The 11477-nt window shown below is 67.6% G+C and carries 14 protein-coding genes and 1 pseudogene; 10 read left to right on the top strand and 5 right to left on the bottom strand.

The window, feature by feature from the left end:
- Positions 1-138: 138 nt before the first annotated feature.
- The 5 genes from ACWCRJ_RS07860 to ACWCRJ_RS07880 all read left to right on the top strand — a co-directional run bounded on the left by ACWCRJ_RS07860 (position 139) and on the right by ACWCRJ_RS07880 (position 4847).
- Positions 139-768: a 2-oxo-4-hydroxy-4-carboxy-5-ureidoimidazoline decarboxylase gene (locus ACWCRJ_RS07860; protein ID WP_450938482.1), complete on the top strand. Its 630-nt coding sequence runs from the start codon at positions 139-141 to the stop codon at positions 766-768.
- Positions 769-1409: 641 nt separating this feature from the next.
- Complete coding sequence (sdhC, locus tag ACWCRJ_RS07865) at positions 1410-1790, top strand: succinate dehydrogenase, cytochrome b556 subunit (protein ID WP_257541416.1); 381 nt, start codon at positions 1410-1412, stop codon at positions 1788-1790.
- Positions 1791-1795: 5 nt separating this feature from the next.
- Positions 1796-2287 carry a succinate dehydrogenase hydrophobic membrane anchor subunit gene (locus ACWCRJ_RS07870; protein ID WP_450938483.1) on the top strand — a complete coding sequence of 164 codons (492 nt, stop codon included), beginning with the start codon at positions 1796-1798 and terminating at the stop codon, positions 2285-2287.
- Between the two features lie 23 nt (positions 2288-2310).
- Positions 2311-4068, top strand: coding sequence for a succinate dehydrogenase flavoprotein subunit (sdhA, locus tag ACWCRJ_RS07875; protein WP_005481012.1), 1758 nt, complete (start codon positions 2311-2313; stop codon positions 4066-4068).
- Positions 4068-4847, top strand: coding sequence for a succinate dehydrogenase iron-sulfur subunit (locus ACWCRJ_RS07880; RefSeq protein WP_005481014.1), 780 nt, complete (start codon positions 4068-4070; stop codon positions 4845-4847). The genes sdhA and ACWCRJ_RS07880 overlap by 1 nt, the downstream gene beginning before the upstream one ends.
- Positions 4848-5064: 217 nt before the next feature.
- Here the strand turns inward: ACWCRJ_RS07880 and ACWCRJ_RS07885 are convergent, their stop codons facing one another.
- The 3 genes from ACWCRJ_RS07885 to ACWCRJ_RS07895 all read right to left on the bottom strand — a co-directional run bounded on the left by ACWCRJ_RS07885 (position 5065) and on the right by ACWCRJ_RS07895 (position 6580).
- Positions 5065-5328 (bottom strand): TM2 domain-containing protein, encoded by a 264-nt coding sequence (locus ACWCRJ_RS07885; RefSeq protein ID WP_013001272.1) that lies wholly within the window; start codon positions 5326-5328, stop codon positions 5065-5067.
- A gap of 336 nt (positions 5329-5664) precedes the next feature.
- Positions 5665-6063, bottom strand: a complete 399-nt coding sequence (locus ACWCRJ_RS07890) for a DUF2752 domain-containing protein (protein WP_450938484.1) — start codon at positions 6061-6063, stop codon at positions 5665-5667.
- The gene (locus ACWCRJ_RS07895) at positions 6056-6580 is read right to left on the bottom strand and encodes a TM2 domain-containing protein (RefSeq protein WP_450938485.1); all 525 of its coding nucleotides are present in this window, start codon (positions 6578-6580) and stop codon (positions 6056-6058) included. The genes ACWCRJ_RS07890 and ACWCRJ_RS07895 overlap by 8 nt, the downstream gene beginning before the upstream one ends.
- Positions 6581-7244: 664 nt before the next feature.
- On the opposite strand from ACWCRJ_RS07895, the pseudogene ACWCRJ_RS07900 reads away from it, so the two are divergent.
- From ACWCRJ_RS07900 to ACWCRJ_RS07910, 3 genes and pseudogenes are all read left to right on the top strand, one after another.
- A pseudogene (locus ACWCRJ_RS07900) lies at positions 7245-7612 on the top strand (type II toxin-antitoxin system RelE/ParE family toxin).
- Entirely contained in the window at positions 7609-7926 is a 318-nt protein-coding gene (locus ACWCRJ_RS07905; RefSeq protein WP_409130193.1) for a helix-turn-helix domain-containing protein, read from the top strand. Before ACWCRJ_RS07900 ends, ACWCRJ_RS07905 begins: the two are co-directional and overlap by 4 nt.
- A gap of 237 nt (positions 7927-8163) precedes the next feature.
- Positions 8164-8955, top strand: coding sequence for a hypothetical protein (locus tag ACWCRJ_RS07910; RefSeq protein WP_450938486.1), 792 nt, complete (start codon positions 8164-8166; stop codon positions 8953-8955).
- A 90-nt stretch (positions 8956-9045) separates the two neighbouring features.
- Here the strand turns inward: ACWCRJ_RS07910 and ACWCRJ_RS07915 are convergent, their stop codons facing one another.
- Entirely contained in the window at positions 9046-9498 is a 453-nt protein-coding gene (locus ACWCRJ_RS07915) for an ATP-binding protein (protein ID WP_450938487.1), read from the bottom strand.
- Positions 9499-9761: 263 nt separating this feature from the next.
- On the opposite strand from ACWCRJ_RS07915, the gene ACWCRJ_RS07920 reads away from it, so the two are divergent.
- Both ACWCRJ_RS07920 and ACWCRJ_RS07925 read left to right on the top strand, forming a co-directional pair.
- On the top strand, positions 9762-10613 hold the full coding sequence (locus ACWCRJ_RS07920) for a helix-turn-helix domain-containing protein (protein ID WP_450938488.1): 852 nt from the start codon (positions 9762-9764) through the stop codon (positions 10611-10613).
- An 11-nt stretch (positions 10614-10624) separates the two neighbouring features.
- Positions 10625-10825 (top strand): DUF397 domain-containing protein, encoded by a 201-nt coding sequence (locus tag ACWCRJ_RS07925; RefSeq protein ID WP_450938489.1) that lies wholly within the window; start codon positions 10625-10627, stop codon positions 10823-10825.
- A 162-nt stretch (positions 10826-10987) separates the two neighbouring features.
- Here the strand turns inward: ACWCRJ_RS07925 and ACWCRJ_RS07930 are convergent, their stop codons facing one another.
- The gene (locus ACWCRJ_RS07930; RefSeq protein WP_450938673.1) at positions 10988-11452 is read right to left on the bottom strand and encodes an Imm1 family immunity protein; all 465 of its coding nucleotides are present in this window, start codon (positions 11450-11452) and stop codon (positions 10988-10990) included.
- Positions 11453-11477: the final 25 nt, after the last annotated feature.

The following is an 11477-nucleotide window of genomic DNA, read 5'->3' on the forward strand; positions in this document are numbered from 1 at the left end:
CTCTCTCGGCTCTCTCGACTCGCCCGGCTCACTTCCGAGCCCCTTCTCGAACCTACGACGTTCCACCGTCCCATCAGTCCACCACAGGTTCCGAAACTCTCCCGTTCGGGTGAATTTCGGGCATCGAACGGACAGCCCATGACCCGCCTCGATAACGTGGTGGCACCTTTCGCACAGCCTGCCCAGCCGACCCCTACGCACCGCCGAGGAACCACGCTGCCTCCGCACCGTCTCCCCCGCCTCCCCGGCCAGGTCGCCATACCGGAGCAGGTCCGTACCCCCGGCCCGTCGGCCCTGGAGCGGTTCAACCACGCCCCCGCCGACGCCGCCCGCCAGATCCTCCTTCCCTGCCTGCGCAGCCTCCGCTGGGCCCACCGCCTCACCGACCACCGCCCCTACCCCGACCTCGGCGCCCTGCTCGCCGCGTCGGACGAGGCGGCGTACGACCTCACGGCCGCCGACCTGGCGGAGGCCCTGGCCGGCGAGACCCTCCCACCCCTCCCCGACGACACCTACGGCGTGGCCCACACCGCCCTGAACGCCGCCCACGCCGCCTACGAGGCCCGCTTCGGCCACGTCTTCGTGATCTCCGGGACCACCACCCGCCCCGACGAACTCCTCGACCGCACCCTGGAGGGCATCCGCTCCCGCCTCTCGAACGACCCGGAGGAGGAGCGCGTAGTGGTGGCCGAGGAACTACGCCGCCTGGCAAGAGAACGCCTGACCAGCCACCTGACCAGGGGCGCGGGGAACCGCACGATCTTCTAGGGCACGGGGAACAGAGCACCTTTTGGAGGAGCGGGGAACTGCGCACTCCCCAGGGGCGGGGGGGGACCGCGCGGCCTTCTAGTGCGCGGGGAACCGCGTGCCCCTTCGGAGGGGGAGCGGGGACTGCGCAGTCCCCAGGGGCGCAAGGAACCCCGCAGCCTCTCGGGGACGCGGGAGCGCCGCATTACCTGGGCGCGCGGAACGGCGTGCCGTCTTCGGGCCGCGAGGAGCGGCACGGCGTCCTGGGAGCGCGGGGAACGCGCGGCGCCTCAGGGCGGCAGGGAGCGGCGCAACCTCTCGGGGGCGCGGGGAACCGCGCAATCTTTTCGAGGACGCGAGGAACTCCGCGGCGCCTCGGGGCCGCGGGTGACGGCGGGATCGTTTCAGGGGCTCGGGGAACCGCGCGACCAGCCCCCACCGAACCCGCACCCGGCACCCCACCAGCACCCCCACCCCGGATGCCGCCCACTACTCACCCTTACGTGCACCTTTGTATGCCAGTTTGATCACACCAACCCTCCCGGCTCAATCCAAGTGCAACGACGTCGCTACCATGGCCGGGGCCGGTGGACCGTACCCGGCCGGGTCAGACCGACAAGCAAGCCGGCCGGCCCCAATCCCCGCTCCCGGAGGGTTCTTCCGTGCCGGCTGGAACGCTGTACCGCGGCCGGGAAGGAATGTGGTCCTGGGTGGCTCATCGAGTCACCGGCGTCCTCATCTTCTTCTTCCTGTTCGTACACGTGCTGGACACCGCTCTCGTCCGCGTCTCCCCCGACGCCTACGACAAGGTCGTCGCCACGTACAAGACGCCGATCGTCGCGCTGCTGGAGTACGGCCTCGTCGCCGCCATCCTCTTCCACGCGCTCAACGGTCTTCGGGTCATCGCCGTCGACTTCTGGTCGAACGGCCCCCGTCACCAGAAGACGATGCTCTGGACCGTCGTCGGCATCTGGCTCGTGCTGATGATCGGGGCCCTGTACCCCGTCCTCGGCCACGCCGTCCGTGAAGTCTTCGGGAGCTGAGGCAGATGTCCGCCACTGAAACCACCGCATCCGGCATCGGCCCCGTCGAGGGCGCCGGAGAGCTGTCGGGCTACAGCCCCGACAACCCGGCCCCCTTCATCGAGCCGCCCCGCCAGCGCACCAAGAAGACCCCGAGGTCGACCCGCGGCAACTTCGAGATGGCCGCATGGCTGTTCATGCGCCTGTCCGGCATCGTCCTGGTCGTCCTGGTCATCGGCCACCTGATCATCCAGCTCGTCCTTGACGGCGGCGTCTCCAAGATCGGCTTCGCGTTCGTCGCGGGCCGCTGGGCGTCCCCGTTCTGGCAGACCTGGGACCTGCTGATGCTGTGGCTCGCGATGCTGCACGGCGCGAACGGCCTGCGTACGGTCATCAACGACTACGCGGAGCGTCCGAACACCCGCCTGTGGCTGAAGGGCCTGCTCTACACCGCCACGGTGTTCACCATCCTGCTGGGCACGCTGGTGATCTTCACCTTCGACCCGAACATCCGCTAGGCACGGGGCTGAGGCAACCGATCATGAAGATCCACAAGTACGACACCGTCATCGTCGGCGCCGGCGGCGCCGGTATGCGCGCGGCCATCGAGTCGACGCAGCGCAGCCGCACCGCCGTGCTGACCAAGCTCTACCCCACCCGCTCCCACACGGGCGCCGCGCAGGGCGGCATGGCCGCCGCGCTCGCCAACGTGGAGGAGGACAACTGGGAGTGGCACACCTTCGACACGGTCAAGGGCGGTGACTACCTGGTCGACCAGGACGCCGCCGAGATCCTGGCGAAGGAGGCCATCGACTCCGTCCTCGACCTGGAGAAGATGGGCCTGCCGTTCAACCGCACCCCGAACGGCACGATCGACCAGCGCCGCTTCGGCGGTCACAGCCGGAACCACGGCGAGGCCCCGGTCCGCCGATCCTGCTACGCGGCCGACCGCACCGGCCACATGATCCTCCAGACGCTGTACCAGAACTGCGTCAAGCACGGCGTGGAGTTCTTCAACGAGTTCTACGTCCTGGACCAGCTGATCACCGAGGTCGACGGCGTCAAGAAGTCGGCCGGCGTCGTCGCGTACGAACTCGCCACCGGTGAGATCCACATCTTCCAGGCGAAGGCCGTGATCTACGCGTCCGGCGGCACCGGCAAGTTCTTCAAGGTGACGTCGAACGCGCACACCCTGACCGGTGACGGCCAGGCGGCCGTCTACCGTCGCGGGCTGCCGCTGGAGGACATGGAGTTCTTCCAGTTCCACCCGACCGGCATCTGGCGCATGGGCATCCTGCTGACGGAGGGCGCCCGCGGTGAGGGCGGCATCCTCCGCAACAAGGACGGCGAGCGCTTCATGGAGAAGTACGCGCCGGTCATGAAGGACCTCGCGTCCCGTGACGTCGTGTCCCGGTCCATCTACACGGAGATCCGCGAGGGCCGCGGCTGCGGTCCCGAGGGCGACCACGTCTACCTCGACCTCACGCACCTCCCGCCGGAGCAGCTCGACGCCAAGCTCCCGGACATCACCGAGTTCGCGCGGACGTACCTCGGTATCGAGCCCTACACGGACCCGATCCCGATCCAGCCGACCGCGCACTACGCCATGGGCGGCATCCCGACGAACGTCCAGGGTGAGGTCCTGATCGACAACACCACCGTCGTCCCGGGCCTGTACGCGGCCGGCGAGGTCGCCTGCGTCTCCGTGCACGGCGCCAACCGCCTCGGCACGAACTCGCTGCTCGACATCAACGTGTTCGGCAAGCGGGCGGGCATCGCCGCCGCCGACTACGCCTCCCGGACGGCCGACTTCGTCGAGCTGCCGGAGAACCCGGAGTCGCTGGTCGTCGAGCAGATCGAGCGGCTGCGCTCGTCCACGGGCAACGAGCGCGTGGCGGAGCTGCGGCGCGAGCTGCAGGAGACCATGGACGCCAACGTCATGGTGTTCCGCACCGAGCAGACGATCAAGACGGCCGTCGAGAAGATCGCCGAGCTGCGGGCCCGCTACAAGAACGTGGCGATCCAGGACAAGGGCCGCCGGTTCAACACCGACCTCCTGGAGGCCGTCGAGCTGGGCAACCTGCTCGACCTGGCCGAGGTCATGGCCGTGTCGGCGCTCGCGCGCAAGGAGTCCCGCGGCGGTCACTACCGCGAGGACTACCCGAACCGCGACGACGTCAACTTCATGCGTCACACCATGGCGTACCGCGAGGTCGGCGACGACGGCTCCGAGACCGTCCGCCTCGACTACAAGCCGGTCGTCCAGACCCGCTACCAGCCGATGGAGCGTAAGTACTGATGGCAACCCCGACCCTGGACAAGGCGGACGCGGCAGGCAGCCCCGAGCCCGGTTTCGCCGACTCCCCGTACATCACGGTCACCTTCCGCATCCGTCGCTTCAACTCCGAAGTCTCGGCCGAGGCGACCTGGCAGGACTTCCAGCTGGAGATCGATCCCAAGGAGCGCGTCCTCGACGGTCTCCACAAGATCAAGTGGGACGTCGACGGCACGCTGACGTTCCGCCGCTCCTGCGCGCACGGCATCTGCGGTTCGGACGCCATGCGGATCAACGGCAAGAACCGTCTGGCCTGCAAGACGCTGATCAAGGACATCAACCCCGAGAAGCCGATCACGGTCGAGCCCATCAAGGGCCTCACGGTCCTGAAGGACCTGGTCGTGGACATGGAGCCGTTCTTCCAGGCGTACCGGGACGTGATGCCCTTCCTGATCACGAAGGACACCAACGAGCCGACGCGCGAGCGCTTCCAGACCGCCGAGGACCGCGAGCGCTTCGACGACACCACGAAGTGCATCCTCTGCGCCGCGTGCACGTCCTCGTGCCCGGTGTTCTGGAACGACGGCCAGTACTTCGGTCCGGCCGCGATCGTCAACGCCCACCGCTTCATCTTCGACTCGCGTGACGAGGCCGGGGAGCAGCGGCTGGAGATCCTCAACGACCGTGACGGCGTGTGGCGTTGCCGTACGACGTTCAACTGCACGGACGCCTGTCCGCGCGGTATCGAGGTCACCAAGGCGATCCAGGAGGTGAAGCGGGCGCTCATCACGCGCCGCTTCTGATCCGCCGGCACAGCGCATGACGGAGGGCCCGCAGGTTCACCTGCGGGCCCTCCGTCATGCATGCGCTACTTGGCGCACGCGCGGGCGTGCGCGCGCCCCGTCCACCAGGGCTTCGTCCCCACGCACGAGGGCCTCGTCCCCGCGCGGAGCTCAGAGGGAAGCTCCGGGGCGGACGAGGCCCTTCGGTCGATCACCCGAGCGGTGATCCGCAGCGCGATCAGCCGCGCAGGACACGGCCCTGGGCGTCGGTGCGGTCGTTGCTCGTGAGGAACAGGATGCCGTCGATCAGGGACCAGAAGCCCAGACCACCGCAGGTGAGGAGCTGGGCGACGCCCACGCCGACGGAACCGACGTAGAAGCGACCGATGCCGAGCGTGCCGAGGAAGAGCTGCAGAACACCGGCGACGATCTTCGACTTGTCGGAGTACGGGCGCCCCTGCGGGTCGTGGCCGAAGGGAGCGTCAGGGGTGGGGACGGTCATGGAAATAACTCCTGGATGTACCGAACTGAATAACCGAAGCGGATTGCTTCGGGGGGAGTCCAGGAGAGAAGGCGCGGCAAAAGCCCGGCAGCGATCGGGCACGGCAAATACCGGCCAACCGATCGAGCACGACGTAGTCCCCCGTCATCCCCCCTGTAGCCGTTGCAGCGTAGTGAGATTCAAGGGACGGAGGGGAGGGCAATCAGGCGATCGTTCCGATTCCGTGATCCGATTCCAGCCAACTTGCTACAACTGGGCAAGATAAAGCGGGCGTAAGGGATTTACGGGAGTCGACAGGGGGAAGGCGATGGGGTTCTGCACTCCCCACAGCCCCGCTCAGCGCACGTTGCGGACGATCGTCCACGTCACCGCGATGCCCAGGATCAAGGCCTGGGTGCGGGGCTTGAGTTCGGGGCGCCAGCGGCGGCCGCGCAGACCCTCGACGGCCCAGCGGCCGAGCAGCGCGAGCGCGAAGGGCGCGGCGAGCAGCAGGACGCGGTTGTCGTGCCAGGCGGCTTCGAAGCGGCCGTGCATCAGGTCGTACACCATGCGGGTGCCGCCGCAGGCGGGGCAGAGCAGCCCCGTGACATAGCGGAACGGGCACTGGGGCAGTACGTGGCCGGGCTCGTGCGGGTTGGTGCCGTACAGGTACGCGGCGCCCGCCAGCCCGGCGGCGGCCACCGCGAGGGGGGCCGCCGCCGGATGCCGGAGGGTGGCGAGGCCGCGCTCAGCCACGCAGGACACGTCCGTTGGAGTCCGTGGTGTTGCTGCTCGTCAGCAGGATGATGCCGTCGACCAGCGACCAGATGCCGAGGCCGCCGCAGGTGAGGAGCTGCGCGACGCCGAGGCCGACATGCCCGATGTAGAAGCGCCCGACGCCGAAGGCACCCAGGAACAGCGAGAGGATGCCCGCGACGATCTTCGACTTGTCGGAGTACGGGCGCCCGTAAGGGTCGTAGCCGTACGGGGCGTTGGGGTCACCGGTGTACGCGCCGCCCGGCGTCGGAGGCACCTGGTAGCCACCGCCCTGCGGGTAGCCGCCCTGCTGGGGGTAACCGCCCTGCTGGGGGTAGCCGTAACCGGGCTGGCCCGCACCCGGCTGCTGGTAACCGCCCGGAGCCCCGTACGGGTCGCCGGCCTGCGGAGCCCCGTAAGGGTTGGCGCCCGGCTGGCCGGGCGCCGCGCCCGGGTACCCGTATCCGGGCTGCGGCGGCTGCGGGGGCTGAGCGGGCTGCTGAGGCTGCTCGGTCACGGTACTGACTCCTGCGTGTTGTTTGCTTGAGCGGCTGGAACGGCTGAATAGCTGAATATGGGCTGTCCGTCATATTGCAGGAGGGAAGGGCCCGGAGAGAAGTCGTTACTTCGGCCGGGCACCCGCCGACTCCCCCGTGTGGGCGGAGTCACATCCCCTGATCACCGTCGGCCGTGACAGCCGGCCGACGATCGTCGGGTCCGCGATCCCCGTGTCTTTGGCGAGCAGCATCGCCTTGCTGAGGGTGAATCGAGCATACGGTCGCCCTCGCGGGGGAGATAGCCGGTCTGCGGGGTTCCGTTCCCCTCATCGCCCCCGTTCCGGCTTCCGTTCGCGTTGCCGACGCCGACTCAGGGACGAGACGCAGGCCCGGCAGGGGACGTGTGATCCAGCGCTCCGCCCGCAACCGACTGCGGCAGCCCGCGAGTACGGGCGATGCCAGGCAGTCGACGGACAGCCAGAGCCAGTTACGCCGACTCCTCACTGCGGCGGGGGAGTTACCCAGGAGGGTGCACTGGAGGCAGGGCGGGAGCGCCGCCTGCGAGACAGGGCAACTCCATCGGGTGATCCGCGCCGGACTGTCGGGCCGGATGGCAGCCAGTACACCAGAGTACTAGTATGTACACGTACTACACGGTGATCGCTGATGGCCTGGCATCTTGAAATGACCGGCGAGGTGCGCGACTGGCTGCACAGGCTACGCAAGGACGACCGCACCACGGCACGACTGGTGGGCCAGGCGATTCAGGCACTGATGGAGGAGGGCCCGGACCTGGGACGCCCCCTGGTGGACCGGATCAAGGGGTCCACCCTGCACCACCTCAAGAAACTACGGCCGGGCTCGGCCGGAGAGACTGAGATCAGGATTCTCTTCGCCTTCGATCCCGGGCGCAGCGCGGTACTCCTGGTCGCGGGCGACAAGGCGGGGCGCCGAAGGCGTGGTACCGCCGCGCGATCCCCTTGGCCGAGGAACGCTATACCGAGTGGCTGGACCACCTGGCCCGCCGCCGTCACGAGGAGACAGAGCGATGACCAGCTTTCACTCATGGGACGAGGTCAAGGACGAGGTCTTCGATGCCGAGGACCTGGACGAGATCATGGCGGGCGCCCGCCGAATGGTCGCCGAGGCACGCGCGCACCGACTGGCGGAGATGCGCAGGCAACTCGGCCTCACCCAGCGCGAGGTGGCCGACCGTATGCACGTACGACAGGAACGGGTGTCCGCCATCGAACGCGGCAGGACCGAGTCCGCCGAGGTGGGAACGGTCGCGGCTTACGTGGAGGCCCTGGGCGGGGAACTGGAGATCGTCGCGAACTTCAACGGGACCCGAGTGGTGGTGGCATAGCCCGGCGCCGTCCTCCTGCGCCGCCGCGGCCACGACCACGGCGGCGCCACGGGCCCTCCTCGCCGGGGGCGTGACGATGAGACGCGTCTGTTCTTCCGAGTGGGCACATCCGGGATGACGACCGACACGGTGGTGGATCTAAGTCTGGACCGTAGTCTCCTGCAGCGGAGGTGGCCGTGTGGCTGGATCGCGTCCAACTCGCATGAAAGACCAGGCTGTTGATCACACACTGAACCCATGACCATCCTGAGGAAAGCCGCGGCCGCACTGTCGGCCGCGGCCGCGATCCTGATCGCGATACCCCCCACAGCCTCGGCGACGCCCGTCCACGACGCCCCGTACGGCGGCACACTCGTCCGGGAGAACTTCAACCGCCTCCCCCTCGGCCCGGTGGCCAAGGGCCGAGGCTGGACCACCGACACCTCCAACGGCACGCTGACGGTCGAGCGCAGTACCGCCGGCCACGGCCGTGAACTCCGCCTCCGCACCGAGGGCAACGGCCGCGCTTTCGTCGTCCTGCCCGACCTCGCCCCGCCCGGCAACAGCCTCTGGGCGCGAATGCGGCTGCGCGTGACCGAGTTCCCCACGGCCCCCGACTGGGCCCACTGGACCCTCGCGGAGGCCTCCGGCCCCGACTCCCCCACCCTCGTCCGCCCCCTCGGCGGCCAGTACGCGCCCACCGACAACGGCAACTTCTATGGCGTGGGCTCCGACCTGGGCCCGACGGGCGACTGGACCAACTGGAAGACCTCGGCTCCGGCGGTGGCCGGGGAGTGGCAGTGCGTGGAATTCCACCTGGACGCCACGGACAACCGGGTCACGGTCTACCTCGACGGCGTACCCCAGCCCGACTTGACCGTCTCCACGAAGAACCACGGCGGCACGACGGACGACTTCGTCTTCCCCACCTTCGACAAGCTGAAGCTGGGCTGGCAGCTGTACCAGGCGAACCCGTCACCGACGGCGTTCGAGATGCGGATGGACGACATCGCGGTGAGCAGCCGGCGGGTGAGGGGCTGCGCGGCCTGAGCGAGGGGGCCGTGCACCGCGCTTCCCCTAATCCCGAAGCCATAGCTCCTGAGGGGCCGCCCGTCCTCCGCGAACGGGCGGCCCCCTCGCCTATACGCCCGGGAAACCCCACTCCACCCACACCTCCTTACCACCGCCGCTGCGGCGCCCGTTGACGACGAGGTAATGCCCCCACTCGTCAGCGCACGCCCTCGACAGCCACAGCCCCCGCCCACTCTCGGCGTCGAGCCCCGGCCCCAGCCTCTCGCGCGGCGGACACGGGCTGCTGTCCCACACGCTCAGCCGCAGCCGCCCGTCGGCGCGCAGAAGCCGTACAGCGACCGAATCCCTCGTATGAACAAGAGAGTTCGTGACCAACTCGGAGGCGACGAGTTGGACGTTGTCGAGGACGGTGGGATCGGCTCGGTAGCGGGTGAGTACGGCTCGCACATGGGCGCGGACGATGCCAGGGCCGAGAGGCGAGTGGGGGATTCGGAGGGCGTACTCCCAGTCGGTGTCGAGCAGGGAGGCTCCGAAGGGGGCATTGACGGCGAGTCCGGTCATGGACGCAACTCCTCTTTGAGCTACGGAGGTTGGATGACATGTACGGAGGGGCAGCAGACGGGCCCGAGACGGACGAATGAGTCGGGTGACGCGGGCGGTGGCTCTGCCGCTGCGTGCCTGCGCTGTGCGCGAGCTAGGCGGTGCACTTCCTGAAACCCGAAGCCACGCTGTGTAGTTTTCGTGACACTGAAAGTAGAGGGTCGGGAGTAGGGTTACTACCTACAACGGCAAACCATTACCCCAACGAGTGAAGGGCGGGCAGCATGCCGCCAAGGGCAGCAGCGACCGAACGACAGCAGCGCCTAGGTGCTGAGCTGCGCAAACTGAGGCAGCGGGCCGGCCTGAACTCCCGTGAGGCGGGCGAGCTGCTCAACGTCAACTCGGCGCGCATCAGCTCCATCGAGGCTGGGCGCTTCGGGGTCAGCGCGGATCGGGTCCGCATGTTCGCCCACAGCTACGGCTGCTCGGACGAGACATACATCGAGGCCTTGGCCGCCATGACCGCGGGCCGGGCCCGCAACTGGTGGGACGAGTATCGCGAGACCCTTCCCTCCGGCCTTCTCGACCTGGCCGAGCTCGAACACCACGCGACAACGATCCGCACCGCCCAAGTAGCCCACATCCCAGGCCTGTTACAGACGGTCGACTACGCGCGCCTGATCTTCCGGCAGTCCATCCCGAAGCTGTCCCCACCAGAGATCGAGTACCGCGTCTCCCACCGCATCAAGCGCCAGGGCATCCTCTTCGCGGCCAACCCGACCCCGTTCACCGCGGTCATCCACGAGGCAGCTCTACGCATGCGATTCGGCGACCGCGACGTGACGCGCGAACAGCTGGAACACGTCATCGAAATGAGCGAGCTGAATCATGTGACCGTGCTGGCCATCCCCTACGCCGCCGGCATCTTCCCCGGTGCCGGACAGACCGTCCTGTACGCCGATGGCCCTGTCTCTCAGCTGGACACGGTGCAACTCGACGCCGAACATGGGTCCGTATTCCTCCACGCCGACCTCCAGCTGGAGAAGTACCGCACGTTCATGACCCGCTTCGAGGCGGTCGCCCTCAAGGAGCCCGCCTCCCGAGACCTGATCCGCAAGATCATCAGCGACCTCTGAAAGGTTCCGAAGTGCCCACCCTCCACTGGCAGAAGTCGTCCTACAGCAGCGAGGGAAACAACTGCCTCGAACTGGCCGCCACCGACGACGGAACGATCCACCTGCGCGAGTCCGACGACCCGACGGTCACTCTGACCGCCGTCCCCGCCCTAACCCTCGCCTCCCTCTTGACAGCCGTACGCCACGCCATGCCCATAGCTCGGAGAGTCTAGCCTCGACCTTAATCCCCGACGCAATGAATGGGCTCGTCTTGCCATCACTTAGTTTGCATAGGCAATCGCAGCACCATCGCGACTCCATCAGTCTAAACTTTTCCACCTCCGCGCCCCGCCCATCCGCGCAGGCCTCACCAGAACAAGAGTCCCCACTCGCCCTTAAGAGATCCCGTGGAGCCGCCGCCCAGAAGTCTCACCGCGAACCCAGCCAATTGATTCAGGTCGACCACCCGTTCCCGTACGGCAGAATTCCTCTAGCGCCGCGCGCACTTGCAAGACCGGGAGCACACTTCGCGGATCAAAGAAAAGCGGGAAGCCGGGATCAGAAACAACTCGAGGGTCAAAGTCGGGCGGCTCCGGATTGTCAGAAATCCAGACATGCTTCGAGATGACATCCATGGAGGCTTCAGCCCGCTCCTCACCAACGTACCAAATGAGTCCGCCATATCCCGTCACCGAATTAACGGAAATCTGCAGGAAGTTATCCGGCCACCAAGTAAACGTGTCTGCAGTGTGCCGACTATCTGCAAACATGAAACATGCACTCTCACCGGGACTAATTCCATCAGCGCCACCCCTCTCCGAAGAGAGGTTTCCCGTAACCTCTGCAATCAACTCGACCATCTCTGGCCACGTCTGAGCGTAGCGA

Source organism: Streptomyces sp. NPDC002324, from assembly GCF_053593335.1.